The sequence below is a fragment of the Bacillus sp. MT(2024) genome (genome assembly GCF_036362845.1).
GTDB classification, from domain to species: domain Bacteria; phylum Bacillota; class Bacilli; order Bacillales; family Bacillaceae; genus Bacillus; species Bacillus velezensis.
Window position 1 is genome coordinate 240877 of sequence record NZ_CP143632.1, and the last position, 25907, is coordinate 266783.

Here is a 25907-nt window from a genome sequence, read left to right on the forward strand (position 1 = left end):
GTTTTACCGTAATGGTAAGGCGCCTTTTTTGTTTGGACAGACTATATACTGGAAAACGGGGTTGTGAGATAATGTATGAGGCCGTTTTGTGCCGGCTTTTTAATTCTTGAAACTTTTTATGTCCGCAATCGTTATATGTAATGTTCTCATTTCCCGGAGAAGGAAATAACAATACATCATACGGCTTTTCATTCATCAAGAACGGACAATCCGGATCGCAGCATGGAATATTTAAGCAGGGTAATCCGGAATAGAGGAAACCATGATTGCTTACCTTAATATGAACGGCGAAAAAACAAAAATCACCAGATTAGATTGTTCAAATAACACCAAATGCTGTATAATAAAAGAATTTGAATGATAGCATTGAAAGAATTTCATTTTATGTTTCCTTAAAATGTATTCTTTATGCATACGCAGTCCGATTTGATATGGTTTTAATTGGAGGTTTGTGTAAACTGTGAATTATATACCTAGTATGATTACAATTGGAAATTTCATTTGCGGGCTCTTATCGATTCATTCCCTTTTGTATCATAATATACACTCTGCGGTGATCTTTATTTTCACCGGGATGTTTCTTGATTTCTTTGACGGTTTGGCCGCCCGTAAGCTGAACGCGGTATCGGAGATGGGAAGAGAGCTTGACTCTTTTGCTGATCTCGTGACGTTCGGCGTAGCGCCGTCCATGCTCGCTTACAGTGTTTCACTATATACGCTTCCGTTCATCGGAATTTTAATCGCGCTTTCCTACAGCATCTGCGGGATGATCCGTCTTTCCAGATTTAATATTGAACAAAGCAAGCTGCCGACGTTTATCGGGATGCCGATTCCGTTTGCGGGTATGTGTCTTGTCATTTTGAGCTTTATCAATAACGCTTTTCTTCTGGGGGCGGGAACGATCGCGCTCGGTTATTTAATGGTCAGCAACATTAAATTTCCGCACTTTAAAAAACAGGCGCCTGAAAACCTGGAGAGCAGAAGATGGAATTAGTTCAGCAATTAATATCCGATTACGGATATATCGCGATTTTTCTTATGCTGACACTCGGTATTATCGGATTGCCTATTCCGGATGAAGTCATGATGACGCTTGTGGGCTACTTCGCTCATTTAAACGTGCTGAATTACGGGCTCTCCATTCTGATCAGCTTTATCGGAGCGCTCCTTGGGATGATTATCAGCTACTTCATCGGCAGAAAAGCCGGCCGCCCGTTTATTAATAAGTTTGGGAAATGGGTCGGCCTGAAGGAAAAGAGGATGGAGAAAGTAGACAGGTGGATGAAGAAGTACGGGCCGTACACCATTATTTTAGGCTATTTCATCCCCGGCATTAGACACGTGACCTGCTACTTTTCCGGAATCGGCAGAATGGAATTCAAAACCTACTTATGCTTCGCCGCCATCGGAGCGTTTTTATGGTGTTTTATTTTTATTACTATAGGAAAATTCATAGGAGTAATCAATGTTTAATACTGCCGCTAAAGTTCTTTACCGTTCATTGATTGAACTGACTAATAATCGATTGACGTCTTATCTCATTAAAAACTTCTGTGAATCGAAACTGAGCAAGCCGATGATTCCGCTGTTTTCCAAACACTATCGCATTAACTGGAATGAAACGGAACGCACGGCTTCTGACTTTGATTCACTGGCGTCATTTTTCATTCGTGATATTAATTTGAATCTCCGCCCCGTGGCAAAAGAGAAGAACGCCATCGTCAGCCCGGTGGACGGCGTCGTTCAGACGGTGGGCATGATTAATCCCAATCAAACTTTCATGGTAAAAGGGAAGGATTATTCGTTCGCTGAACTGACGGGGTTTAAAAGCGCCGATCACAAGTATAACGGCGGGTGTTTTGCCGTGCTTTACCTGAGCCCGAGACATTACCACCGCTTCCATTCTCCCGTCAGCTGCACGTATCAAAAGCTGGCCGAGCTGGGGAAACGCTCCTATCCCGTTAATACGATGGGGTTAAAGTACGGGAAAGATGTGCTCTCAAAAAATTACCGTTATGTGTACGAGCTGACCCGTGCTGATCAGCAGATGCTCATGATTCCGGTAGGTGCGATGAATATTAACTCGATCGTTCAGACAAACACCGGAAACCGGCTTGAGACGGGGGAAGAGCTGGGCTATTTTTCATTTGGATCGACCGTTATTTTAGTATTCGAGAAAGATATGTTTACCCCTTCGGATAACCTGACTGAAGGCCGTGAATTACAGGTCGGTCAGATCATCGGTTATGCGGAGTCACAGGAGGAGGCGTCCGCTTTATAAAAGCTGCTCCTCTTTTTTATATGGTGTAAGGAAGTGAACTTTATGGAAGAAAAGGATTTGGGAAAGCTGATCGAACAGTACCGGCATACAGGCGATCAGCAAATTCTTGAAGCGGTGCGGGAAGCATGCCGGCCTGTTGTTGAGGCGCTCATCTCAGAACTGGCTGAAGACAGCGCGGATCTTCTGCGGGCAAAAGGCCGTGACCGTTTTCCGTTTATTATCGGCAAGTATCAGACCGCGGCCGGCCTTTCGCTTGAGACCTTTTTGCGCAATACGTATCGGTTTTATTTTCAGCAGGTTTTAAAAGGCGAAGCGTGACTGGAAGAAAGAGTACGGACGGAAATGTTCATCTTTCGCCCGTTTTCCTGTATGATATAGTATAGTGTGCGTGATCATTAATATAATTGAACAGGGTGTATAAATCATGGAAAAACAATATAGAGTTTTACTTTATTATAAATATGTAAAGATTGATGAGCCTGAAGAGTTCACGGCTCAGCATTTGAAGTTTTGTAAGGAGCTCGGTCTGTTAGGCCGTATTTTGATTTCTGAAGAAGGCATTAACGGTACGGTGTCCGGAACGGTTGAACAGACGGATCAATACATGAATGCGCTGAAAGCTGATCCGCGTTTTGCCGACATGCCGATCAAAATTGACGAGGCTGACGGCCATGCATTCCGCAAAATGTTTGTGCGCCATAAAAAAGAGCTGGTGACGCTTCGTCTCGAAGATGATGTTGATCCGAATGTCACGACGGGCAAGCATTTGAAACCGAAAGACTTTTATGAGCAAATGCAGGATCCTGACACGATCGTGATCGACGCCAGAAACGACTATGAGTATGATCTCGGTCATTTCCGCGGAGCGGTCAGACCTGATATTGAGGCGTTCCGTGAACTGCCGGACTGGATTGAAGAACACAAAGACATGCTTGAAGGCAAAAAAATCCTCACGTACTGCACAGGCGGCGTACGCTGTGAGAAATTTTCCGGCTGGCTGCTGAAGCAGGGCTTTGAAGACGTGTCCCAGCTTGACGGCGGTATCGTCACTTACGGTAAAGATCCTGAAGTGCAAGGGCAGCTGTGGGACGGACAGTGCTATGTGTTTGACGAAAGAATCAGCGTACCGGTCAACCGCGTAGAGCACGTTATCATCGGAAAAGATTATTTCACGGGCGAGCCGTGCGAGCGTTATGTGAACTGCGCAAATCCGGCATGTAATAAAAAAATGATCTGCACACCTGAGAATGAATACAAATACATGCGCAGCTGCAGTCACGAATGCCGTACGAACGAACGCAACATGTATGTGAAAGAGCACGAAATGACTCAGGAAGAAATCAATGAACGCCTTGCTTTGATTGAAAAAGAGGATCATGCGGCGATTGATTAATAGAAAAGACCACCAATGAGGTGGTCTTTTTTGTGTTTACATACTTTCTGTCCGTGCGGTCTGGTCTGCCGTGACAGGTCCTTTATATTTGAAAGCTTTTTCCCATTTGGATACGACGATGCAGGCGACCGCATGGCCGGGCACGTTGACACCGGTTCGCGCCATGTCCATGACGCGGTCGACACCGGCAATGATGGCGACGCCTTCCGCGGGGAGACCGACCGCATTCGCTGTCGCCAGAAGCACGACGAGTGAGCCTGACGGGACGGCGGCAATGCCTTTGCTTGTCATGACGAGCACAAGCATCATCAGAAGCTGCTGAGAAAGCGGCATCTCCACATGAAACGCCTGCGCCAGGAAAATACAGGACACCGATAAATAGAGGCTGGAGCCGTCACAGTTCAGCGATAAACCTGACGGAACCACAAAGGAGACGACCCGCTTCGGACAGCCATATTTCTCCATCCGATCCATCAGCTGAGGCAGAATGGTTTCTGTGCTTGTCGTGGAGAAAGCGATCAAAAACAGATCCCAAATCATTTTCAGCACTTCAAAGTACTTGATTTTAAAGATAAGCCCCACGATCGGAAACAGAACAAAAAGTATCAGGAACAGCCCGAGAAACACAGTGCCGATCAGCTTCAGCATCGGGAGCAAAAGCGCGATTCCGAATTGCCCGACGGAGGCGGCCATCAGGGCGAGAACGCCGATCGGAGCGGTGACCATCACCATCTGCGTCAGCTTGAACATAATATTTGCCGTGGATTCAAAGAAATTCATGACAGGTGCGGAGGCTTTGCCGATGCCGGCTGCGGCAACACCGAATAGGATCGCGAAAAAAATGACGGCGAGAAGATCATTTTTCGCCATAACGTCAATGATGTTAACGGGGATAATATCAAGAAGCATTTGTTTCAGGTCGACTACTTTTTCCGTATAGCCGGAAAGCTCGTGAATGTCTTTTTTAGCAAGATGAGAGAGGTTAAGTCCGACTCCCGGCTTCAGCACGTTCGCCAATAACAGACCGAGCGCCAGAACGAGCGTCGTAATCACTTCAAACCAAATAATCGTTTTGATGCCGAGACTGCCCATTTTTTTCATACTGCCGCTGCCGGCGGCTCCGATAACAATGGTCGAAAACACGATCGGCACGACAATCATTTTAATCAGGCGGATAAATCCGTCTCCTACAGGCCGCAGCGCCATCCCGAAATCCGGGAAGAAATGGCCGATCAATGCTCCGATGGCTAAAGCGATCAAAATCTGGAATGCGATAAATTTTTTCAAGCGAATCCCCCTTTTACTTGCGCATTTCTTACGTAATTCGTGAAGCAGGCGGCAACCACCTTCCTCTCCGCCATAAATTTGTCACATTATTGACTGTGCGAAAGGAAGGATTGCTTTACATTATGTAAGCGCAATCATTGAATATGACAGAAAGTCCTCATTGAAAAAAATGAAGGAGCATAAGAATAAAGAAAGATTTCCGCTGAAAATATTAAAAATTTTGATAATTATCCTCTTATAAGTGGTATATTTGATATGATATGGTCAACTGCATTCTCATATATCTGTGCATACAAGATTCGGGACAGAAAAAACATGCAGCCCAGAGAAGACTGAAAATTTAAACAATTAGAAGAAAGGTGTGCTTTTGTTGAATCAACTGATTGAAAGACGTAAGGTCACAGCTAGAAAAGAAAAACCGGATTCCGCTTCATTGGGATTTGGCAAGTACTTCACAGATTACATGTTTGTCATGGATTACGAAGAGGGGAGAGGGTGGCATGATCCGAGAATCACACCTTATGAACCGGTCCATCTGGATCCTTCCGCATCGGTTTTCCATTACGGGCAGGCCGTATTTGAAGGGCTGAAGGCTTACAGGTCAGAAGACGGACGGGTGTTGATGTTCCGTCCTGACCAAAATATAAAACGGCTGAATAAATCGTTGCGGCGGATGAGCATGCCGCCTCTTGACGAGAAGCTGGCGCTGGAAGCATTGATACAATTGGTGGAGCTGGAGCGGGAATGGATACCGATAGAAAAAGGAACCTCTTTATATATCCGTCCGTTTGTGATTGCGACTGAGCCTTCTTTAGGCGTCCGGCCTTCCAAGCGTTATAAGTTCATGGTTGTTCTGACGCCGGTCGGTTCGTATTACGGCGATCAGCTGAAACCGATCCGTATTTATGTGGAAGATGAGTATGTGCGCGCCGTCACCGGCGGAGTGGGCGACGTCAAAACGTCCGGAAATTATGCGGCCAGCTTACAGGCTCAGCGGAAAGCCGAAGAACTGGGGTACGATCAGGTGCTTTGGCTCGACGGGGTGGAAAAGAAATATGCCGAAGAGGTAGGGAGTATGAATATCTTTTTCATCATAAACGGAGAGGCCGTAACGCCGGCGTTAAACGGAAGCATTCTCGGGGGCATCACACGCGCATCTGTGATAGAGCTGTTAAAAAGCTGGGGCATCCGTGTCAGGGAAGAACAGGTCGCCATTGATGACATCTATGAGGCTGCAATGAGAGGCGAGGTGTCAGAAGTATTCGGTACGGGAACCGCGGCCGTCATCTCGCCGGTCGGCGCGCTGCACATTCACGGAGAAACGATTGAGCTGAATAACGGTTTGATCGGTGAAGTGTCAGAAAAGCTCTATGAAACGATTGCCGGCATCCAAGTCGGGAAGGTGCGGGATTCGTTCAGATGGGTGGTTGAAGTATAAATGAAAAAAGAACCCTTGCGCCGCAGGGTTCTTTTTTTGGTTATTGGGATTTTACGGCTTGCACGCGGGCTCTGCTTTTCCGGTTTTTCAAGTAATAAGCGGTGTAGCAAACGGCCATAAAGGCAATTCCGCAATAAAGGGCGATGGCCTGGTTCGGATCAAAAGCGATGCCGATACAGGAGGCGAGGCACAGGAGAAAGGCCGCTATCGGTACGGCCGGATATCCCGGCGTCCTGTATTTCAAGTCTGAAAGCTGGTGCCCTTCTTTAAGAAACCGTCTTCTGAACAAAAATTGCGAGGCGGCGATGCTCATCCACACAGCCACTACCGCAAATCCTGAGACAGAGACGAGAACAAGATAGACTGTATCCGCTGCAAATACGCTTGACAACAATGACAGAATGCCGCCGATCATACTGAAGATCAGAGCGTTAAAAGGAATGCCTTTAGAGGTCAGCCTGGCAAAGGCGGGATGAAGCTCCCCTTCTTTAGACAGGGACCACAGCATACGTGATGACGCGTACAGCCCTGAATTGGCAGCGGACAGAAGCGCCGTTAAAATGACGAAATTCATCAGATCGGCCGCATAAGGCACGCCGACTCTGTCAAATACCGTGACAAACGGGCTTTCAATCACACCGGCTTCCTTGATGGAGATCATCCCTGACAGCACAAAAATCGTTCCGATAAAGAAAAGCGCCAGCCGCCAGACTGTGGTCTTAATGGCGCGCGGAACGGTTTTTTCCGGATCGGCGCTTTCCCCGGCGGCGATTCCGATCAATTCCGTCCCTGAAAAGGCGAAGTTTACTGAAAGCATCGTCATCAGTATCGGGAAAAAGCCATTTGGAAAAAAGCTGCCGCCATCCGTAAAGTTCGACAGCATAGGTGCGGCCTCACCGCTTTTCATCGGGACGAGGCCGAACATCGACGCTCCGCCCAATAAAATAAACAGTAAGATGGCTAAGACTTTAATGCTTGAGAACCAAAACTCCGATTCAGCAAAAAATTTCACGGAGAAGGCGTTTAATAAAAAGATGAAAAGAGCGAATACCGCACTCCACATCCAAACTGAAGTATGCGGGAACCAGCGCTGCATGAAGAGCCCGGCCGCCGTGAATTCAGAGCCCAGCGCCACCGCCCACGTCAGCCAGTACAGCCATGCGACCGTAAAGCCCGTCGCGGGCCCGATATAGGTCTTCGCATAGGTGTGGAATGCGCCCGTCACCGGCATGGCCACTGACAGTTCACCGAGGCAAAGCATGACAAGATAGACGATGCCCGCGCCCAAAAGGTAAGCGAAAATGGTGCCCGCCGGACCCGCCTGATGAATGGTATACCCAGAGCTTAAAAACAGCCCCGTTCCGATCACACCTCCGAGTGATAGCATAAAGAGGTGTCTGCTTTTCATACTTCTCTGAAAATTCGTCTCGTTCTTGTTGTTCATTGTTTTCCAACTTTCTGCGAGGGCCGTTCTAATAAAAAATCTCATGCCGGCGAACGGCACGAGATTCCGGCGAACCGGCTTTTTGAATAGAATATACAAACTATTCCGATTAGTCAAGTTGTTTTTAAGGTCTTGGCCCAATCGGCAATGGCTTGGATGTCCTCAGGTTTCGTCCGGCAGCAGCCTCCGATCAGGCTCACGCCGTTTTCGTACCAGCTTTGCGCACTTTTTCCGAAATGGTTTTCGCACGCTGCGCCTTTCCAGGTTTTTGTCACCGGGTCATATTGTTCACCGGAGTTCGGATAGGCGATAATCGGTTTGGATGCTGCCCGTTTGATTTCTTCTATCAGCGGCGGAATATGTTCGATCGGTGTGCAGTTGATGCCGATCGCTGCGATTTGGCTGCAGGAGTCAAGCAGGGACGCGCATTCGGAAATAGGCGTGCCTTCGCTGATATGCCGTCCGTCTTTAGCGCTGAAGCTGATCCATGCACAAGTGCCGGGGAATTCCTCCAGCAGCCTTGTGATCGCTTTTGCTTCTGACAGGCACGGAATGGTCTCACAGGCCAAAAGATCGGCACCGGATTCTATGAGGGCTTTCATCCGGGGGCGGTGAAAGCTGATCAGCTCATCTTCCGTCAGTCCGTAATGCCCGCGATATTCAGAGCCGTCAGCGAGGCTCGCGCCGTAAGGTCCGATAGAAGCGGCGACCAAAGGTTTGGGCCGGTGTAAACGGTTTTCTTCATGCGCCCAAAATTCATCGCGTGCTTGTGCGGCAAGTTCAACAGATGTCTGAATGAGACGTATCGCATCGGTTTCCGGGATGCCGCGCGCTGCAAATCCTTCAATTGTCGATTGATAACTGGCGGTGATCGCGCAATCAGCGCCGGCGGCAAAATATTCTGCATGCACCTGTTTGATCAGTTCGGGTCTCTCCAAAAGAATTTTGGCCGACCACAGATCGTCATGTAAATCACAGCCCATCCGCTCAAGCTCGGTTGCCATCGCGCCGTCTATGATCATAACCGGGTATTCATTTAATATTTGTGTAATGGGATTCATAGGCCTTCCTTTCTGACTTTACTGAAAATATATAAAAAGGGTAATGGACGCTATTCTCTTTGTCAATGAACCGGCGGAAAAAAGGTGTTCAGGACGCTGCCTGAACACCTTTTGTTTAGGAAATGTGTTTGCCTTTCGCGCTTTTCGCGATATCTGAATACTCCCAGCATTCGATCCCGTCATCATCAGGGAGCACATCTCTGTAAAAGACGGGGTCCTTTCCGGCTTTCTTTTGCCGGGCATAATCGCTCAAAGCGGCAAACGCTTTTTTCGACAGAAGGAAAATCGCGATTAAGTTCACGACCACCATTAAACCCATGAACAAGTCAGCCATATCCCACACAAGCTGGACTTTGGAAATACAGCCGAACAGTACCATTCCGAGCACGCAGATACGGTAAATGAACAGCCATTTTTTGTTCTGGCTTAAAAATCCGATATTGGTTTCTCCGTAATAATAGTTGCCCATCAGAGCGCTGAAGCCGAACAAAAGCATTAAGACGGCAAGGAAACCTGACGCCCACGCGCCGACATGATCGCTCAAGGCAGCCTGAGAAAGCGCGATGCCGCTCAGTCCCGGCTGGTGATAAGCGTCTGAAAATAAAATGATAAGCGCCGTGCTTGTACAAATGACGAGCGTATCCGTCAGGACGCCGAATGCCTGAATGAGCCCCTGTTTCACCGGGTGGCTCGTCGTAGCTGTCGCCGCCGCGTTCGGAGCGCTTCCCATACCCGCTTCATTTGAGAAAATCCCGCGTCTTACACCTTGCATCAAGGCCGCACCTAAAGCGCCGCCCGCTGCCTGATCAATGCCGAACGCATTTTTTACGATTAGCGACAGAACGCCGGGCAATTGGGTGATATTCGTCAGAATGACAAAGAAAGCGACACCGATATATAAAACGGCCAAGACGACTACGATGTATTCCGCCATTTTCGCAATTCGTTTGACGCCGCCGAAGATTACGCCGCCGAAAACCAAGATTAAAATAATGCCCAATGTAAGCCGGCTGGTGCCGAATGCGTTTTGAAAGGCGACGCTGATCGTATTGGATTGAACGGAATTAAAAACAACCCCGAATGACAGTGTGATTAATACGGCGAACAGCGCGCCCATCCAGCGTTTCTTCAGGCCTTTTTCCATGTAATAGGCAGGTCCGCCGCGGAATCCGTTTTGATCTTTTACTTTATAAATTTGGGCCAGCGTGCTTTCAACAAAGCTTGAAGCCGAACCGATGACTGCGATAATCCACATCCAGAAAATAGCGCCCGGACCGCCGAGTGCGATCGCAATGGCGATTCCGGTAATATTCCCTGTTCCGACACGCGCCGCCATACTGATGCAAAATGCCTGAAACGGGGAAATGCTGTTTTTTGTCCGGGCGGCCGCGCCTTCCTTCAAAACCCGGATCATTTCCTTCAGCATGCGGACTTGCAGACCCTTTGATCTGAACGTAAAAAACAGTCCCAGAGAAAGAAGCAGTACGATTAACAGTTTTGACCATAAAAAATCATTTGCCGAGCCGATTACATTTTCAAGGAATTCCTGCATCCAATCACCTCTTGGTTCGTTTGATTAAAAAATACTGAGCTCCCACTCCTGTGCGATATGTTTCAGCAGCATGCCGCCGGTCAGGCTGTTGCCGTATTCATCAATGGCCGGACCGTAAATGCCGATGCCGCAGCCGTTATGAAAAGGCTGCTCTCTTCTGGCGCTTGGGGGAACCAATGCCATGATGCCGCCGGATACCCCGCTTTTGGCCGGGACGCCGACGAAAGCCGCATATTTGCCTGACGCATTGTACATCCCGCACGTCAGCATCAGGGCTTTGGCGAGTTTCGCGACATCTTTCGGAATGACCTGTTCCCGTCGGATCGGATGGTAGCCATCATGGGCAAGTATCAATCCGATTAAAGCGATGTCCTCGGTTGTACTCTCCATGGCGCACTGCTTTAAATACACTTCAAGCGTTTCTTCCACATCCGCCTCGAGAAAGTTCGTTTCTTTTAAATAGTAGGCGAGCGCTCGGTTCCGATGCGCGGTCTGCCATTCAGAACGGAAGACCTCCTGGTGAATGTGAGGCCCTTTTCCTATTAATTTTTCAAAAACGGAAAAGAGATATTCTAATTTATCATGCGCCGTTTCACCCGGAAGCAGCGAGGCGACGGTAATGGCGCCGGCATTGATCATCGGGTTGAAGGGCTTCCCGGGTTTATGGATTTCAAGCCGGATGATAGAATTAAACGCATCACCCGTCGGCTCCACGTCCACACGATCGAGCACATAAGGAATGCCTCTGGACATGCAGGCGGCAATAAAGCTGATGACTTTTGAGATGCTCTGCAATGTGAACGGGACATTCCATTCGCCGGCATGAATCATTGAGCCATCCGGCTCTAATATGCAAATGCCCAGCTGAGAGTCGTTGATTTCTCCGAGGGCGGGTATATAATTTGCGCTTTTTCCATTGACGGAAAACGGTCGGTAATGCTCGACCCAATCTTGTAAAAGTGAAGCCAGTTCCTCTTTTTCAAGGCGCTCTCTGACCATATCTTTCATAACATTCCTCCTCTATTGCAAGCCTGTCCGAAGCGGAAACGGGTCTTGGAAAACGTTTTCAAAAATAGCGTGTTCCATGTTAATGTATAATGACATCTACAGAATCATACAAAATACGACAAAATCATTCTTAAAATAAGCCGATAGATTTATAAATCAGCCGGAGTGTCCCGCCATTCGGGTCTAAAGAAATTTGCGGACTGTATCGGTCTTGTTCAAAATAGACAGAAGAAGGAAGTGATTATGATCAGGCTCGACTATTTACTGAAAAAAGACGGCTATCTTTTCGCCCTTATGCTGATCACCGTGCCGCTGGCGGGGGAACTGAAATTTTACCCCCTGAATGAGGTATATCGGATCAGCTTCGGCGCCCCGGCTTTTTTCTTTTTTCTGCTGCTGCTTCGGCATGTGCCGGCGGTATTGTCAGGGCTGTTGACAGGTGCAGCCGTTGTGGCATTCCGAATCGGCCTGGCTTGCTGGGGAGGAGAGCATGCCGGATTTACGGCGGCTTTTTTCAGCCAATATCCCAGTTTCTTTTTTTACTTTACATATGCCTGTTTGTTTTATGTGCTGAAGGTCAGGCTTTTTTGGGATCGGCCGCTCATGATCGGGTTTCTCGGTTTTCTCATTGAAATGGCGTCCGATGCCGTTGAAATGACGGTTCAGTTTTCCGGCGGCAAGCAGATTATGATGCCGGACAAGCTGGCGGATATCGCGGTTATCGCTGTTTCTCACACATTTATTGTGCTGAGTTTTTTCAACGTGATGAAGCTGCACGAATCTCAGGTCAGGGAAAAACAAACAAGAAAGCAGCATGAGCACATGCTGATGATTGTATCTAACTTATATGAAGAAACGATTCATTTGAAAAAAACGTTAAAAACGACGGAGCATGTGACGAAAGAATCCTATCAGCTGTATCGGGAAATGAGCGGGAACGACCGGGAGCTCGGGAGCCGAATGCTGCGCCTTGCGGGAGAAATTCATGAAGTGAAAAAAGACAATCAGCGAATATTCGCCGGCCTGTCGAAGCTGATTTCAAATGAGAGATTCCGGGATTACATGAAGGCCGCCGATCTGGTCGGCCTCGTTATCCGCATCAATGAAAAATACGCCGAATCTTTAGGCAAAGACATTCAATTCAAAAGCGTGATTGAAGGAGAACACCCCGATTATCACGTCTTTACCGTCCTGTCGATCTTAAATAACCTGACCGCCAATGCCGTCGAAGCCATGGGTGACAGGGGTGAGATCCGCCTCGCACTGCGCAGGGCTGAGGGAGAGATGACTGAATTTGAGGCGGAAGATGACGGTCCCGGCATTCCGGAAAAAATCGGAGAGGTCGTTTATGATCCCGGTTTTACGTCCAAATACGATGAATTCGGCACACCTTCAACGGGCATCGGGCTTTCATACGTGAAGGAAATCGTAACCGAACTTGACGGAGACATTTCCTTTCATAACAAGCCAAAAGGCGTCATATTTACGATTAAGCTGCCGGTGAAGCATTTGATTGCAGAAAGGATGAACTCATAATATGCGTTTTTTTATAGCTGATGATGACCGGGCGATCCGTTCCATTTTAAAACAGATGATCGAGGATGAGGACTTAGGCGAAGTTGTCGGTGAGGCAGAGGACGGAAGCCAGATTGAAGGGCATTATCTCCATTTCAAACAAGTCGATATTTTATTAATTGATCTGCTGATGCCGGGTCGGGACGGGATTGAGACGATACGGCATCTTCAGGGGTCGTACAACGGAAAAGCAGTGATGATATCGCAGGTGGAGGCAAAGGAAATGGTGGGAGAAGCTTATTCTCTCGGCATCGAATACTTTATCCATAAACCGATCAACAAAATCGAGATCGTCACCGTTTTGCGAAAAGTAAAAGAGCGGATTGAACTGGAAACATCGATCGGCGACATCCAACATTCATTAAGCCGTCTTATTCAGCGGAATGAGCCGAAAAAAAGCGGGCCGGGGGGGATGCACGAGAAATCAATCAAAGAAACAGGAAAATTTCTTTTATCGGAATTAGGCATCGTGGGAGAAAGCGGGGCGCATGACCTCATGGCCGTCCTTCACTATTTATTTGAGGATGAACAGGCGGAAAGAAACATCCCGTCTTTAAAGCAGATGTTTACAAACGCCGCCATCCGGAAGCTGGGGCCTGCGGCGGCACAAGCCGAGGTTAACAGAGAAATCAAAGCCTCGGAACAGCGGATCAGAAGGGCCATCATTCATTCGTTAAACCATTTCGCTTCATTGGGCACAACTGATTTTTCAAACCCCAAATTTGAATATTACGCCTCGAAATTCTTTGATTTCCCCGCTGTCAGCAAGAGAATGAAAGAAATGCAGGCCAAGGAAACCGTGCCGCTTTCTCCGGTTAAAGTGAATATGAAAAAATTCATTCACGTCTTTTTTTTGGAGGCGAAAGATTTACGTGAAGGATCAAAATTTGTCAGCGGAGGCAGCCGGTAAGCTGATAAATAGGGTTTACGTATATAAGGTTTTTGTGTAAAATAATGTTAACTAAGAAGGAACGGAGGGATCCTGATGGCTGATCAAATTCCGGTTTTCGCACTAATGAAATAGTGTCAAAGTCTCTGCCTTGAGCGCGGAGGAAACCGGGATTGTCTGCCTGAATAAGGAACCTGACAGTAATAGTGAGGGGGCGGCGATTATGCCGCCCTCTTTTTGGCGTCTTCACACATCTCTTTCTCCTCCGCCTAAAGGCGAAGCTCTGTGTCAGTAAATAAGGGAAATGGGGAAACGAAATGACAAAACAAAGGGAAATAGAATCCGTTCTGAACATCGCAAAGGAAAATGGCTTACGGTTAAAATATGAAGGGGCGGATATAAATGAAACGGGTATGGACTTCCAAGTCGTATTTGCTGAAGATGACAGCGGCATGACATGGGTGCTCCGAAAGCCGCGCCGTCCCGATGTTATCGAAAGAGCGGCTGCAGAAAGCGATGTTCTCGCGTTTCTCCGCAGCCATGCCGCGGTATCAGTCCCCGATTGGCGGATTCATACACCGGAACTGATCGCTTATCCGAAACTGGACGGAATACCGGCTGCCGCAATTGATCTGGATAAGAAACAGTATGTCTGGAATATGGAACACGAGCCGCCTTCAGACGGTTTTGTCGGCTCGCTTGCCGCGGCATTAGCCGGGCTGCACGGGGCAGACCCGGATGCGGCCTCCAGATCCGGAATTGAAATTATAAAACCGGATGACGTCAGGCAAAGGGCGGCGGAATCAATGGATCATATAAAAAAAGAAATCGGGGTTTCAGAACAGCTTTGGAAAAGATGGCAAACGTGGATAAATGACAGCTCGTACTGGCCTGATTTTTCCGCGCTGATCCATGGCGACTTGCATCCTCCGCATATTTTGATCGGCGAAAATCAGCGTGTGACGGGTCTCCTCGATTGGACGGAGGCGAAGGTTGCCGATCCGGCCAAGGATTTTGTCCTTTATCAAGTGATATTAGGAGAAAGAGAAACAAAACGGCTGATGAAGAGCTACGAAGCTGAAGGCGGGCGCGTCTGGCTGAAAATGCAGGAGCATGTGACAGAATGGCAGGCCGCTTACCCTGTGGAAACGGCGAAGTTCGCGCTTCAGACGGGGCAAGAGGAGCATATGCAAATGGCGCGGGACATGCTCGGCCTGTCCGATCCGAAAGGTTATTGACTTCCGCCGGATGACAGCGTATGATACATTTTAAAATCATAGAACGGATGAACAATGCTGAGGAAGAGTAAGTACGCATCAGCGCGCGGGGTTCAGAGAGTCGGTGGCCGCTGTGAACCGATCCCCGTCCGGTGCCGAATGGGCTTCTGAATTGCTGCGCTGAAATGACAGTAGGCGGTGCCGGGATTCTTTCCCCGTTATCAAGAAAGGAGTATTGAAACCCTGAGTTTCTGTACTTTTTGAGAGAATGGCTTTTCAGCCGTTAATAAAGGTGGCACCGCGAAAACCTCGTCCTTTGATGGACGGGGTTTTTTTGCGTTGTTAAGGAGGTGATGGCCATGGAAAGTGACTGGAGACGGACAGACAATCAAAAAAGGAGGGATATTCATGGTGATCGCAACCGACGATCTTGAGCTCACGTGTCCGCATTGTGAAGGAACCGGCGAGGAGAAAGAAGGTGTGCCCTGTCCGAAGTGCGGCGCGAAGGGCGTCATATTGACCGCTCAAGGAAACACGCTGCTGCATTTTATCAGAAAGCATATGGATCAGTGAAATCAAACGAATATGTAAAGAAACAGCACAAAACAAAAAAGCTTGTAGAAAAACATCGTTTTCTCTACAAGCTGCTTTTTCATTCTTCAAAATAAGGATTCACATGGATGAGCACTTCTTCAACATCTGAAAAGTGTCTTTTGATTTCATTTCGGATTTCCCGGGCTATATCGTGTCCCTGCTTAATCGTCAAATCATGATCCAAAGATAACCGGACATCAAGCAATTTATAATGGCCGTGTTCTCTCGCTCGGATTTTATCGAGCCGTTTGACTTGAGGACAATGCAAAATAACCGCTTTATATTCCTCTATCAGTTCGGGATCGACACTTTTTTCCATGAGAACATCAACAGACGGCCTGATTAATTCCATTGAAATCTTAAAAATGAGGTACGCCACGATGACACTGGCAATTGCATCGGCGTACAACAGATAGGACCATCCGCGTGTGTTCCCGATAATCGCCAATAGGACGCCGATAAAAGCGGCAAGAGAGGCAACGATATCGCCTTTATGATCGTATGCAATCGCTATAATCGCTTTACTGTTCCATTTTTCCCCTTGTTTGATCGAATAACGATATAAGATCTGCTTAGCCACGTAGGATATCAGAGCCGCAAACAATGCGCTGTATTGCGGGATGCTTGGACCTTCAACAAAGGACGAAATCGCTTCTATCAGAATATACACGGAAACGAGCACTAATATGATTCCTACAATCGCTTCGCTGATGACCTCAGCTTTGCCATGCCCGAAAGGATGGTCTTGATCGGGCGGCTTATTAGAAATACCGATGACGGCCAGGACAGCAATTGAAGCCACGACATCCGCTGCAGAATGTATACCGTCGGCAAAAACTGCTTCACTATCGCCTATCAGTCCAAAAAAGATCTTTCCTGCCATTAAGATCAGATTGGCTATCAATGCAATCAAAGCAACTTTTTTGCTTATTTGTTCTCTTTCACTTGTCATTTTTTCCTCCTATAAAACTGCACAAAAAAATAGGAGCGCTTTTGATTCGCTCTCCGTATCCTTTCTTGTGTAATCACTTTGCTTATCATATCAATTCAGTTTCGAGTGGGTCTATAGCAAGGTTGTTTCCTGTTTACTAATAAATAAGGTGACAGAAAAAAAGTTGGAGCAGGGCTAAATAGTACATAAACAAAATTGCGCTGAATTTAAAAATGAACTGTTGACATTTGAATATTTATAATTTATTATTATCTTGAATTCAAAATATTTTAATTCAAGGTAATTTAATTAGAGTGCAGGATAAGAACCTGCCGATCGTTTCGTTTTTTGATCATATGCTATTTGATTTTTTATACCATAATATCTCGAATTCGAGATAAAGGGGGGTGCGAGAGAAATGGCTGAATTTGTACAGCTGGTGAATGAAAGAAGATCTGCAAGCAACTTTCTTCCAGAACATCCAATCACAAGAGATGAGCTCAACGAAATGTTTGAATTGGTTGCGTTGGCTCCATCAGCTTTTAATTTGCAGCATACAAAATATGTGACGGTTCTTGACCCGGAGGTAAAAGAAAAGCTGAAGCAGGCCGCAAACGGACAATATAAAGTGTTCAGCTCATCAGCGGTTCTTTTGGTTTTAGGGGATAAGCAGGCATATCAGCAAGCGGCTGGCATCTATGAAGGGTTGAAGATGCTGGGGGTATTAAATAAACAAGAGTATGATCACATGGTTCAAGACACCGTTTCGTTTTATGAAAACAGGGGAGAACTGTTTAAGAGAGATGAGGCGATAAGAAATGCTTCACTTTCTGCGATGATCTTTATGCTGACTGCTAAGGAAAAAGGCTGGGACACCTGTCCGATGATAGGGTTTGATCCTGAAGCCGTGAAACAGATTTTGAATATAGATGATCAATTTGAGGTCGTCATGATGATTACAATCGGGAAAGAAAAAATAGAAAGCAGAAGGCCGCGCGGCTACCGAAAGCCTGTGAATGAGTTTGTGGAGTATATTTAAATATTTGTAAAGGAGCGCATAAAAATGGCTAAAAAAACGATGGGAATCCATCATATTACAGCAATTGTCGGTCACCCTCAAGAGAATGCTGATTTCTACGCTGGAGTGCTGGGGCTGCGATTGGTCAAGCAAACGGTCAATTTTGATGATCCGGGTACGTATCACCTTTATTTTGGGGATGAAGGCGGGAAGCCGGGAACAATCATCACATTCTTTCCGTGGGCGGACGCCCGTCAAGGCATCATTGGAGACGGACAGGTTGGCGTGACATCTTACGTCGTGCCGAGAGGTGCCATGGCATTTTGGGAAAAGAGACTTGAAAAGTTCAACGTGCCATACACCAAAATCGAGCGTTTTGGAGAACAATATATAGAATTTGATGACCCGCATGGCCTGCATTTAGAAATCGTGGAAAGAGAAGCAGGGGAGGCCAATACGTGGACTTTCGGAGATGTAACCCCGGATGTTGCCATTAAAGGCTTTGGCGGTGCAACCCTGTTATCAGCACAGCCTGAAAAAACAGGTGAACTGCTGGAAAACATCATGGGGCTTGAGCGAGTCGGCAAGGAAGGAGACTTTGTTCGTTATCGTTCTGTCGGTGATATCGGGAATGTGATTGATCTTAAATTAACGCCGATCGGCCGCGGACAAATGGGTGTCGGCACAGTGCATCACATCGCTTGGCGGGCTCAGGATGACGAAGATCAATTAGATTGGCAAAGATTCATTGCTGCGCACGGATATGGTGTAACTCCTGTTCAGGATAGAAACTATTTTAATGCGGTTTACTTCAGAGAACATGGGGAAATCTTATTTGAGATCGCAACTGATCCGCCGGGCTTTGCACATGATGAATCACAAGAAACAATGGGGGGAAAATTGATGCTCCCTGAGCAGTATGAACCGCATCGGGCACAAATTGAACAAGGGCTGCTGCCGTTTGAAGTAAGGGAATTAGATTAGTCTTAATGACTGCTGACGCATGAAGAAAAAGAAAGAGACATATATTCAACAGATGTTTGCTGGAAGCGACTGTTGGTAAACAAGCTGCCTTGCAGCACATCATATAATATGAAAAATAAGGAGAGATAAAAATGGAAGATGCAGGACTATTACTTATTCGAATCATGATTGGTGTGGTGTTTCTGTTTTATGGATCACAAAAATTATTCGGCTGGTTTGGCGGATACGGGATTAAAGGAACCGGACAATGGTTCGAGTCAATTGGAGTTAAACCAGGCAATGCCGCGGCCGCTTTATCAGGTCTCGGGGAACTCGCAAGCGGAATTTTATTTATTTTAGGTGTATTCCTCCCGCTTGGAGCTGCTATCATAACGATCATTATGTTAGGTGCCATTGTAAAAGTTCATGGAGCGAAAGGGTTTGCGAACGGTGCCGGCGGTTTTGAATATAACGTGGTGCTGATTGCCGTCTCCATCGGAGTTGCACTCATCGGTTCAGGGGCGTACGCTTTGCATTTTTAATATAAGTATCTAAGAACAGTTACTGAAAAGCGGTAACTGTTCTTTTATTTTTCAAGCACGACGTTAAGGTGCTCTGAATCGCAAAAAAGAGGATATGATCCATATAAATGTGTATAGTGAATGTACGAGTATTGATGAGCTTGGTCATGAAAGACGAGCCGATTTGAAGGAGGGTTTTGATGAAAGAGCTGACAGACTTACATTCATTAGATTCTATCGAGAATTTTATTAAGCAGCATCAATTCAGTTTTATCTACATTTCAAGACCTGCCTGTACAGTATGTCACGCTGTTCTGCCGCAGCTCAGAAACGTATTGGATCAGTTTCCGAATATCAAATTGGGGCATACCAACGCTGACGAGGTAGAAGAGGTTGCCGGCAGGTTTTCAGTCTTCACTGTCCCCGTGCTTCTTTTGTTCATTGATGGGACTGAGTTTCTGAGAGAAGCCCGCTTTGTTCATTTTGAACAGCTCGAAGAAAGGCTGAAAAGGGTTTATCAGTTATATCAAGATGTATAAAGTGTTTATACTTTACAAATAAAAAGCCCCCCTTTAAGGGGCTCAGGCTGTCGAGGAAATCTCGACAGCCTTTATTTTCCCCTTAAAATATCCATTTCCCTGTCATAAAATAAAAGACCCGCACAAGAGACGCTTCTCAAAACACAGCCGAATTCGTTCTGTTTGACCAACTCGTCGAAGAGGATCACCTGCTTCGAAAAATTGATAAATACATAGATGTCCTTTTTCTGCACCTGAAATCAAATGAATATGTAAAGAAACAGCACAAAACAAAAAAGCTTGCAGAAAAAACATCGTTTTCTCTACAAGCTGAAGGCCGTTATCCGGCCTTTTTTACATTATTCGGACCGGGGTTCTAAAAAACGGGACCCTCCCAAGTCTTTTCTCATCAGATAGATATGGAAAAAATATTCTCCGACGGCGATGATGACGGCGGAAATAAGAGCGGCAAACGCCAGTCTTCCTCCGGAAATGCCCATGGACAGCGGCATTCCCATCAGCCAGACAACAAGAAACGCGATTCCGAAATCAGCGGACGCCGCCGTGATATTATTCCATCTCGGAAGCACATACAGGTCGCCCGTAAAGTAGGAAACGGCTCCCAGCACAATGGTCATCAGCAGCACGTCACCGAATGTAAAGCGAAAACCTAAGCCGAGTATCAGATACAGAATAATGATGGTCATAATGCCTTTAATGGCAAGCGCTTTAATGTGTTCCATGCGAATTCCTCCTTATGGAAATCATGTTAGTATGTTTCCTCATAACGTGAAATATAAACCCTTTTTTCGTGAACATTTGTTTTCTGGCTTTTGGCTGTCATCACTGGGCCGCGGCTGAATATGATGAAAGGAGAAAATACGGGAGGTGTCATGATGGCAGTCGTAAAAGCGTCGAGCGCCGATGTCGATCTAATGGCAAGGCTGCTCAGGGCGGAAGCGGAAGGCGAAGGGAAGCAGGGAATGCTTTTGGTCGGCAATGTGGGAATCAATCGGGTGCGGGCGAATTGTTCTGATTTTAAAGGCCTGCGCACCATCAGGCAGATGGTGTTTCAGCCGCACGCGTTTGAAGCGGTGACTCACGGATACTTTTACCAGAGACCGCGTGAATCCGAGCGGAGGCTTGCCCGCAGGAACATTAACGGAGAACGGTTTTGGCCGGCTAAGTTCAGTCTGTGGTACTTTAAGCCGCCGGGCAACTGCCCGCAGACTTGGTATGGCCAGCCGTTTGTCGCCAGATTCAGATCCCACTGCTTCTATCAGCCGACAGGTGAGACGTGCGAAAACGTATACAATACATTTTGATCCCGGGCGCACCGTTCTTAAAATGAACGGTGTTTTTTTAATGTTTTGTGAAGAAAAATAGGAAAAAAGTGCGCTTGACGGATGACAAGCCAAAAAGAAACAGAGGGGGTTTTCTTCCGGCGGGGCAAGGTTTGTCGAAACAATGTGAAAAATGTCTCCCGCCGTTCATTTTTCAGCCTTACAAACCCTTCACACTTCTTCATAGCGGTTTAACATTTCTTTTTTATAATAAGGGCGATCAATAAGACGAAAGGGGAACTGACATGACACATGACGGCCGTTTAGATGAATGGATCAAGGAATTGGAGAACAAAAGCTTTCAGAACAATACGTTTGACCGCCGCGCATTTATACAGGGCGCCGGGAAAATCGCCGGTCTTTCCCTTGGGTTAGCGATCGCGCAATCCATCGGCGCGTTTGAAGTGAATGCCGCTCCAAAATTTTCAAACTATCCGTTCACCCTCGGCGTAGCTTCCGGCGACCCGCTGTCTGACAGCGTCATTCTCTGGACGCGTCTTGCCCCTGACCCGCTGAATGGGGGCGGCATGCCGAAGCAGGCCGTGCCGGTAAAATGGGAAATCGCCGCAGATGAACATTTCCGTCACATCGTCAAACGCGGAACGGAAATGGCCAAGCCGAATCTCGGACACTCCGTCCATGTCGAGGCGGACGGGCTCAAGCCCAATAAAGTGTACTATTACCGGTTTAAAAGCGGGCATGAGCTCAGTCCCGTCGGCCGGACGAAAACGCTGCCCGCTCCAGGCGCTGACGTATCCGCCATGACGTTTGCATTTGCCTCATGCCAGCAGTATGAACACGGCTATTATACGGCGTATAAACATATGGCGAAGGAAAAGCTTGATCTCGTATTCCATCTCGGAGATTACATTTATGAATACGGACCGAACGAATATGTGTCAAAAACGGGAAATGTCAGGACGCACAGCAGCGCCGAAGTGTACACACTGTCAGATTACCGCAACCGTCACGCCCAATACCGCTCTGATGCCAATCTGAAAGCCGCCCACGCCGCATTTCCGTGGGTCGTGACGTGGGACGATCATGAGGTGGAAAACAATTATGCCAATGTTATCCCTGAAAAAGGCCAATCCGTTGAAGCGTTTGTGCTCAGGAGGGCCGCAGCTTATCAGGCTTATTATGAACACATGCCGCTCAGGCGCATGTCATTGCCGAACGGTCCTGATATGCGGCTGTACAGGCAATTTTCTTATGGCAATTTAGCATCGTTCAATGTGCTTGATACAAGACAGTACAGAGATGATCAGGCCAACGGTGACGGGAATAAGCCGCCTTCTGATGAGTGGAGAGACCCGAAGCGCACATTGATGGGGACAGAGCAGGAGCAATGGCTCTTCGAAAATTTAGCCGCCTCAAAAGCGAAGTGGAATGTGCTGGCGCAGCAAATCTTTTTTGCGCAATGGAATTTCGGAACAACCGCCAATCCGATATACAGCATGGATTCATGGGACGGCTACCCGGCTCAGCGGGAGCGGGTCATCAATTTTATAAAAAGCAAAAACCTGAACAATGTCATCGTGCTGACGGGTGATGTTCATGCAAGCTGGGCGTCAAACCTGCATACCGATTTTAATCAAACGAATTCAAAAATTTTCGGAGTCGAATTCGTCGGGACTTCCATTACATCTGGAGGAAACGGGGCGGATAAACGGGCCGATACGGATCAGATCTTAAAACAAAACCCGCATATTAAGTTTTTCAACGATTACCGCGGCTATGTCCGCTGTACGGTGACGCCTGCCCAATGGAGAGCGGATTACAGAGTGGTGCCGTACGTGACGGAGCCGGGGGCTGAGGTTTCCACGCGGGCTTCATTCATTTATCAAAAAGACCAGACGGGGATTCGGAAGGTCTCTCAAGCGGCGGTTGCAGGCGGTTTAAAGCAGTCAAACGAGGTGGAAGAGGATCGTTTCTTCGCCCATAACAATGCGCATGAAAAGCAAATGAGAAAGAAACGGGCCAAAATCTCACAATAAGGAGGCGCACTCATGTTTTCAAATATCGGCATTCCCGGGTTGATCCTGATTTTCGTCATCGCTCTCATCATTTTCGGACCTTCAAAGCTTCCGGAAATCGGCCGTGCCGCCGGCCGCACGCTGCTTGAATTTAAAAGCGCCGCAAAAACATTGGTCTCAAATGAAGAGCCGGACAAGCAGACGGCTGAGAAAGACAAAACGGCAGGCTGAATCCTGACATGGGGGCAGACGAATCCGCTTCTGCCTCTTTCTCTATAAGGAGGATGTACGATTGGATAAAAAAGAAACCCACTTGATCGGGCATTTAGAGGAAGTCCGGCAGCGTCTCATTAAAACCGTTATCGCCTTTCTCGTGTTTTTTATCGGCGCCTGCTGGTTTGTGCAGGATATTTATGACTGGCTGATCAAGGATTTGGATGGCAGGCTGGCCGTTTTAGGGCCGAGCGAGATTTTATGGGTGTATATGATGATTGCGGGAATATGCGCCCTTACGGCAGCGATTCCGGTTGCGGCCTTTCAGCTCTGGCGGTTTACGGCGCCGGCTTTGACCCCGTTTGAACGCCGCGCCGCTTTGCTTTACATTCCGGGGCTTTCGCTTTTGTTTATTATCGGAATTTCCTTCGGGTATTTTGTGCTGTTTCCGATTGTGCTCGGATTTTTAACACAATTATCCGCCGGCCATTTTGACATGGTATTTACGGCGGACAAGTATTTTACCTTTATGCTGAATCTTACATTGCCGTTCGGATTTTTGTTTGAAATGCCTCTGGCCGTCATGTTTCTGACACGGCTCGGAATCGTGAATCCAACCCGGCTGGCAAAGGCGCGGAAGCTTTCGTATTTTTTGCTGATCGTCGTCTCGGTGCTGATTACGCCGCCGGATTTTATGTCTGACTTTCTCGTCATGATTCCGCTGCTCGTCCTCTATGAAATCAGTGTGACGCTGTCCCGCATCGTTTACCGGAAGAAATGGGCCGAGGCGCCGCCGTCTGCAGCTTAGTGAAGTTCGCCTCCGCCGGTCTCAATATCGTCCTCATGCGCCGCGGCGGTCACCGCGGCGATTTTGAGCGCTTTTGTCACGAGATCCAGGCTGAGGCTCGGCGCAGACTTCTGCAAGGTTTGCTCCGGAATGTACGGGATGTGTATAAACCCGCCGCGGATGTGCGGATGATGGCAGGTGATTTCATCCATCAGCCCGTAAAAGAGATGATTGCATACAAACGTCCCCGCCGTGTAGGATACAGCCGCGGGAATGCCTTCCTTTTTGATTTCCTCAACGATCCGTTTAATCGGAAGGCCGGTCCAATAGGCTGCGGGACCGCCTTGAGAAATGTTTTCCCCGACAGGCTGGTTTCCTTCGTTATCCGGTATGCGCGCCTCATTCAGATTGATTGCGACCCGTTCCGGCGTGATCTGCATTCTGCCGCCTGCCTGTCCGACACAAATGATAATGTCAGGCTGATGCTTTTTGACCGCTTCGCGCAGCACGGCAAGAGACTTATAAAAAACGGTCGGCACTTGTTCAGATACGATAGAGGCGGGGCCCTCAGCGGCACCGTCCAGCCGTTTGACCGCTTCCCATGAAGGATTGATCGTTTCCCCGCCGAACGGGTCAAAGCCTGTCAGCAATACTTTTTTCTCCATATAAAACCCTCCTTTTCTTTTTACCATACTCTATAATGGACATATATTCCTGCCGAAGGGGGAAACATGTCTTGAATTCGCCTCTGGTGCAATACCGATCTTTATTTCCGGCGCTCCGCACACATACGATGCTCGCCAGCTGCTCTCAAAGCGCTCTTGCCCTGCCGGTTTCAAAAGCGGTCAATGACTATCAGGAAAGCCTGCTTCAGCATGGCGGAAACTGGGAAGAAGCCATTGGACGTACGGAGCAGGCAAGGTGTGAATTTGCGAAATTGATCGGCGCCCATCCTGAAGAAATCGCCGTTTTACCTTCAGTAACGGCTGCTGTCTCTGCCGTCGTTTCTGCTTTAACGGATTGCCGAAAGAAACAGGCGGTGTATACGGAATTGGATTTTCCTGCGATCGCCCACATTTTGAAGGCACAGACTGAGATGGAGCTTTCAGTCGTGCCGTCTGAAGATGGAATGATCCCGTTAGAGCGGTATGAGACGTACATATCGGAGCAGACGCTTTTCACCTGTGTGCCCCATGTGTCATATACGTCGGGGTTTGTCCAGGATATGAAGCGCATTGCCGAGATATCCGCAAAGAAGGGATCGCTTCTTTTTGTCGATGCTTATCAATCTGCGGGGCACATCCCGATTGATGTAAAAGAATGGGGAGTTGACATGCTGGCCGCGGGCGCGAGAAAGTATATGCTCGGCATACCGGGAACGGCGTTTCTTTATGTCAGAAAGGAACTTGCCGAACGGCTGAAGCCGAAAGTCACCGGGTGGTTCGGGCAGCAGCGGGCGTCGATGCCGGATTTAACCCGTTTTTCTTATGCGGACGGAGCCAAACGCTTTGAGACCGGGACCCCGGCATTTATCAGCATATATGCGGCACAGGCGGCTTTATCTCTATTAAACGATGCCGGCACAGACCGTATTCACCAAGAAGTAAAAAAACTCAGCGCATTTGCGTATGAATACGCTTCTGAAAAAGGACTGAATCTCACAGGGCCGCCGTCTGCCGATGACAGACCCGGCATGATTTCCATACGGGATGAAAAAGCGGCGGAAACGGCTGCGCTGTTGAGGCGGAAAAACATCGTATGCGCACCCAGCGGACAAATCATCCGGCTGGCGCCTCATTTCTATAACACGGCTGACGATCTGATCTATGCGATTGATGAACTGGCTGAAGCGCGCGGTATATAAAAAAACAGCAGACTCACGGGGAGCCTGCTGTTTT

27 protein-coding genes and 1 other annotated feature are annotated in these 25907 nt (G+C 47.7%); of the genes, 19 read left to right on the forward strand and 8 right to left on the reverse strand.

Annotated elements, in window-relative coordinates:
- Positions 1–460: 460 nt before the first annotated feature.
- From pssA to trhO, 5 genes are all read left to right on the forward strand, one after another.
- Positions 461–994: a CDP-diacylglycerol--serine O-phosphatidyltransferase gene (pssA, locus tag VP472_RS01340; protein ID WP_003156712.1), complete on the forward strand. Its 534-nt coding sequence runs from the start codon at positions 461–463 to the stop codon at positions 992–994.
- A complete protein-coding gene (locus tag VP472_RS01345; RefSeq protein WP_003156711.1) occupies positions 985–1473 on the forward strand; it encodes a DedA family protein in 489 nt (162 codons plus the stop codon). The genes pssA and VP472_RS01345 overlap by 10 nt, the downstream gene beginning before the upstream one ends.
- Positions 1466–2281 (forward strand): phosphatidylserine decarboxylase, encoded by an 816-nt coding sequence (locus VP472_RS01350; protein ID WP_015239079.1) that lies wholly within the window; start codon positions 1466–1468, stop codon positions 2279–2281. Before VP472_RS01345 ends, VP472_RS01350 begins: the two co-directional genes overlap by 8 nt.
- A gap of 42 nt (positions 2282–2323) precedes the next feature.
- On the forward strand, positions 2324–2599 hold the full coding sequence (locus VP472_RS01355) for a hypothetical protein (protein WP_071181507.1): 276 nt from the start codon (positions 2324–2326) through the stop codon (positions 2597–2599).
- A 106-nt stretch (positions 2600–2705) separates the two neighbouring features.
- Positions 2706–3674 carry an oxygen-dependent tRNA uridine(34) hydroxylase TrhO gene (gene trhO / locus VP472_RS01360; protein WP_025853808.1) on the forward strand — a complete coding sequence of 323 codons (969 nt, stop codon included), beginning with the start codon at positions 2706–2708 and terminating at the stop codon, positions 3672–3674.
- Between the two features lie 36 nt (positions 3675–3710).
- On the opposite strand, the gene gltP is transcribed toward trhO, so the two are convergent.
- Positions 3711–4961, reverse strand: coding sequence for a glutamate-aspartate/proton symporter GltP (gene gltP / locus VP472_RS01365; RefSeq protein WP_024084845.1), 1251 nt, complete (start codon positions 4959–4961; stop codon positions 3711–3713).
- Positions 4962–5331: 370 nt separating this feature from the next.
- Here gltP and VP472_RS01370 point away from each other — a divergent pair, with 370 nt between their 5' ends.
- Positions 5332–6399: a branched-chain amino acid aminotransferase gene (locus VP472_RS01370; RefSeq protein WP_146276037.1), complete on the forward strand. Its 1068-nt coding sequence runs from the start codon at positions 5332–5334 to the stop codon at positions 6397–6399.
- Positions 6400–6439: 40 nt separating this feature from the next.
- Here VP472_RS01370 and VP472_RS01375 read toward each other — a convergent pair whose 3' ends face one another.
- The 4 genes from VP472_RS01375 to VP472_RS01390 all read right to left on the reverse strand — a co-directional run bounded on the left by VP472_RS01375 (position 6440) and on the right by VP472_RS01390 (position 11464).
- Positions 6440–7843, reverse strand: coding sequence for an amino acid permease (locus VP472_RS01375; protein ID WP_162008364.1), 1404 nt, complete (start codon positions 7841–7843; stop codon positions 6440–6442).
- Between the two features lie 113 nt (positions 7844–7956).
- The gene (mmuM, locus tag VP472_RS01380; protein ID WP_146276041.1) at positions 7957–8904 is read right to left on the reverse strand and encodes a homocysteine S-methyltransferase; all 948 of its coding nucleotides are present in this window, start codon (positions 8902–8904) and stop codon (positions 7957–7959) included.
- 115 nt (positions 8905–9019) lie between these two features.
- On the reverse strand, positions 9020–10456 hold the full coding sequence (locus tag VP472_RS01385) for an alanine/glycine:cation symporter family protein (protein ID WP_003156699.1): 1437 nt from the start codon (positions 10454–10456) through the stop codon (positions 9020–9022).
- A 24-nt stretch (positions 10457–10480) separates the two neighbouring features.
- Positions 10481–11464 carry a glutaminase gene (locus tag VP472_RS01390; protein ID WP_146276042.1) on the reverse strand — a complete coding sequence of 328 codons (984 nt, stop codon included), beginning with the start codon at positions 11462–11464 and terminating at the stop codon, positions 10481–10483.
- 243 nt (positions 11465–11707) lie between these two features.
- On the opposite strand from VP472_RS01390, the gene VP472_RS01395 reads away from it, so the two are divergent.
- From VP472_RS01395 to VP472_RS01410, 4 genes are all read left to right on the forward strand, one after another.
- A complete protein-coding gene (locus VP472_RS01395; RefSeq protein ID WP_146276044.1) occupies positions 11708–13000 on the forward strand; it encodes a two-component system sensor histidine kinase GlnK in 1293 nt (430 codons plus the stop codon).
- 1 nt (position 13001) lies between these two features.
- Positions 13002–13949: a glutamine utilization two-component system response regulator GlnL gene (locus tag VP472_RS01400; RefSeq protein ID WP_069013085.1), complete on the forward strand. Its 948-nt coding sequence runs from the start codon at positions 13002–13004 to the stop codon at positions 13947–13949.
- A gap of 296 nt (positions 13950–14245) precedes the next feature.
- Positions 14246–15166: a macrolide 2'-phosphotransferase gene (locus VP472_RS01405; RefSeq protein WP_146276046.1), complete on the forward strand. Its 921-nt coding sequence runs from the start codon at positions 14246–14248 to the stop codon at positions 15164–15166.
- 48 nt (positions 15167–15214) lie between these two features.
- Positions 15215–15465, forward strand: a binding site (T-box leader).
- A gap of 88 nt (positions 15466–15553) precedes the next feature.
- Positions 15554–15718: a tryptophan RNA-binding attenuation protein gene (locus tag VP472_RS01410; RefSeq protein ID WP_071392177.1), complete on the forward strand. Its 165-nt coding sequence runs from the start codon at positions 15554–15556 to the stop codon at positions 15716–15718.
- A 79-nt stretch (positions 15719–15797) separates the two neighbouring features.
- Here VP472_RS01410 and VP472_RS01415 read toward each other — a convergent pair whose 3' ends face one another.
- Complete coding sequence (locus VP472_RS01415; protein ID WP_058906537.1) at positions 15798–16691, reverse strand: cation diffusion facilitator family transporter; 894 nt, start codon at positions 16689–16691, stop codon at positions 15798–15800.
- Between the two features lie 397 nt (positions 16692–17088).
- Between VP472_RS01415 and VP472_RS01420 the strand changes: the two genes are divergently transcribed.
- The 4 genes from VP472_RS01420 (at position 17089) to VP472_RS01435 (ending at position 19711) form a co-directional block, all read left to right on the forward strand.
- Positions 17089–17709 carry a nitroreductase family protein gene (locus VP472_RS01420; RefSeq protein WP_070081316.1) on the forward strand — a complete coding sequence of 207 codons (621 nt, stop codon included), beginning with the start codon at positions 17089–17091 and terminating at the stop codon, positions 17707–17709.
- A 24-nt stretch (positions 17710–17733) separates the two neighbouring features.
- Positions 17734–18672 carry a ring-cleaving dioxygenase gene (locus tag VP472_RS01425; RefSeq protein ID WP_146276048.1) on the forward strand — a complete coding sequence of 313 codons (939 nt, stop codon included), beginning with the start codon at positions 17734–17736 and terminating at the stop codon, positions 18670–18672.
- 131 nt (positions 18673–18803) lie between these two features.
- On the forward strand, positions 18804–19193 hold the full coding sequence (locus VP472_RS01430; protein ID WP_003156689.1) for a DoxX family protein: 390 nt from the start codon (positions 18804–18806) through the stop codon (positions 19191–19193).
- A gap of 179 nt (positions 19194–19372) precedes the next feature.
- On the forward strand, positions 19373–19711 hold the full coding sequence (locus tag VP472_RS01435; RefSeq protein ID WP_071392173.1) for a thioredoxin family protein: 339 nt from the start codon (positions 19373–19375) through the stop codon (positions 19709–19711).
- A gap of 338 nt (positions 19712–20049) precedes the next feature.
- On the opposite strand, the gene VP472_RS01440 is transcribed toward VP472_RS01435, so the two are convergent.
- Entirely contained in the window at positions 20050–20433 is a 384-nt protein-coding gene (locus VP472_RS01440; RefSeq protein WP_003156684.1) for a DUF2512 family protein, read from the reverse strand.
- Between the two features lie 153 nt (positions 20434–20586).
- Between VP472_RS01440 and VP472_RS01445 the strand changes: the two genes are divergently transcribed.
- From VP472_RS01445 to tatC, 4 genes are all read left to right on the forward strand, one after another.
- Entirely contained in the window at positions 20587–21015 is a 429-nt protein-coding gene (locus VP472_RS01445) for a cell wall hydrolase (RefSeq protein WP_003156683.1), read from the forward strand.
- A gap of 263 nt (positions 21016–21278) precedes the next feature.
- Positions 21279–23030 (forward strand): alkaline phosphatase D family protein, encoded by a 1752-nt coding sequence (locus VP472_RS01450; protein WP_153986643.1) that lies wholly within the window; start codon positions 21279–21281, stop codon positions 23028–23030.
- 12 nt (positions 23031–23042) lie between these two features.
- Positions 23043–23240 (forward strand): twin-arginine translocase TatA/TatE family subunit, encoded by a 198-nt coding sequence (locus tag VP472_RS01455; RefSeq protein WP_003156681.1) that lies wholly within the window; start codon positions 23043–23045, stop codon positions 23238–23240.
- Positions 23241–23301: 61 nt separating this feature from the next.
- Entirely contained in the window at positions 23302–24030 is a 729-nt protein-coding gene (gene tatC, locus VP472_RS01460) for a twin-arginine translocase subunit TatC (RefSeq protein ID WP_070081319.1), read from the forward strand.
- On the opposite strand, the gene pcp is transcribed toward tatC, so the two are convergent.
- Positions 24027–24674, reverse strand: coding sequence for a pyroglutamyl-peptidase I (gene pcp, locus VP472_RS01465; RefSeq protein WP_146276052.1), 648 nt, complete (start codon positions 24672–24674; stop codon positions 24027–24029). The two genes, tatC and pcp, sit on opposite strands and share 4 nt — an antisense overlap.
- 71 nt (positions 24675–24745) lie before the next feature.
- On the opposite strand from pcp, the gene VP472_RS01470 reads away from it, so the two are divergent.
- On the forward strand, positions 24746–25873 hold the full coding sequence (locus tag VP472_RS01470; protein WP_146276054.1) for an aminotransferase class V-fold PLP-dependent enzyme: 1128 nt from the start codon (positions 24746–24748) through the stop codon (positions 25871–25873).
- The last annotated feature ends 34 nt before the right edge of the window (positions 25874–25907 follow it).

What these genes read in the sequence shown, in the direction of transcription:
- VP472_RS01385 (WP_003156699.1), bottom strand. Translation starts at nt 10,456, where the DNA reads ATGCAGGAATTCCTTGAAAATGTAATCGGCTCGGCAAATGATTTTTTA.
- VP472_RS01350 (WP_015239079.1), top strand. Translation starts at nt 1,466, where the DNA reads ATGTTTAATACTGCCGCTAAAGTTCTTTACCGTTCATTGATTGAACTG.
- VP472_RS01355 (WP_071181507.1), top strand. Translation starts at nt 2,324, where the DNA reads ATGGAAGAAAAGGATTTGGGAAAGCTGATCGAACAGTACCGGCATACA.
- VP472_RS01450 (WP_153986643.1), top strand. Translation starts at nt 21,279, where the DNA reads ATGACACATGACGGCCGTTTAGATGAATGGATCAAGGAATTGGAGAAC.
- VP472_RS01345 (WP_003156711.1), top strand. Translation starts at nt 985, where the DNA reads ATGGAATTAGTTCAGCAATTAATATCCGATTACGGATATATCGCGATT.
- VP472_RS01440 (WP_003156684.1), bottom strand. Translation starts at nt 20,433, where the DNA reads ATGGAACACATTAAAGCGCTTGCCATTAAAGGCATTATGACCATCATT.
- trhO (WP_025853808.1), top strand. Translation starts at nt 2,706, where the DNA reads ATGGAAAAACAATATAGAGTTTTACTTTATTATAAATATGTAAAGATT.
- VP472_RS01435 (WP_071392173.1), top strand. Translation starts at nt 19,373, where the DNA reads ATGAAAGAGCTGACAGACTTACATTCATTAGATTCTATCGAGAATTTT.
- VP472_RS01415 (WP_058906537.1), bottom strand. Translation starts at nt 16,691, where the DNA reads ATGACAAGTGAAAGAGAACAAATAAGCAAAAAAGTTGCTTTGATTGCA.
- pcp (WP_146276052.1), bottom strand. Translation starts at nt 24,674, where the DNA reads ATGGAGAAAAAAGTATTGCTGACAGGCTTTGACCCGTTCGGCGGGGAA.
- VP472_RS01455 (WP_003156681.1), top strand. Translation starts at nt 23,043, where the DNA reads ATGTTTTCAAATATCGGCATTCCCGGGTTGATCCTGATTTTCGTCATC.
- mmuM (WP_146276041.1), bottom strand. Translation starts at nt 8,904, where the DNA reads ATGAATCCCATTACACAAATATTAAATGAATACCCGGTTATGATCATA.
- VP472_RS01405 (WP_146276046.1), top strand. Translation starts at nt 14,246, where the DNA reads ATGACAAAACAAAGGGAAATAGAATCCGTTCTGAACATCGCAAAGGAA.
- VP472_RS01400 (WP_069013085.1), top strand. Translation starts at nt 13,002, where the DNA reads ATGCGTTTTTTTATAGCTGATGATGACCGGGCGATCCGTTCCATTTTA.
- VP472_RS01390 (WP_146276042.1), bottom strand. Translation starts at nt 11,464, where the DNA reads ATGAAAGATATGGTCAGAGAGCGCCTTGAAAAAGAGGAACTGGCTTCA.
- VP472_RS01420 (WP_070081316.1), top strand. Translation starts at nt 17,089, where the DNA reads ATGGCTGAATTTGTACAGCTGGTGAATGAAAGAAGATCTGCAAGCAAC.
- VP472_RS01445 (WP_003156683.1), top strand. Translation starts at nt 20,587, where the DNA reads ATGGCAGTCGTAAAAGCGTCGAGCGCCGATGTCGATCTAATGGCAAGG.
- VP472_RS01375 (WP_162008364.1), bottom strand. Translation starts at nt 7,843, where the DNA reads ATGAACAACAAGAACGAGACGAATTTTCAGAGAAGTATGAAAAGCAGA.
- VP472_RS01425 (WP_146276048.1), top strand. Translation starts at nt 17,734, where the DNA reads ATGGCTAAAAAAACGATGGGAATCCATCATATTACAGCAATTGTCGGT.
- VP472_RS01395 (WP_146276044.1), top strand. Translation starts at nt 11,708, where the DNA reads ATGATCAGGCTCGACTATTTACTGAAAAAAGACGGCTATCTTTTCGCC.
- VP472_RS01430 (WP_003156689.1), top strand. Translation starts at nt 18,804, where the DNA reads ATGGAAGATGCAGGACTATTACTTATTCGAATCATGATTGGTGTGGTG.
- VP472_RS01410 (WP_071392177.1), top strand. Translation starts at nt 15,554, where the DNA reads ATGGTGATCGCAACCGACGATCTTGAGCTCACGTGTCCGCATTGTGAA.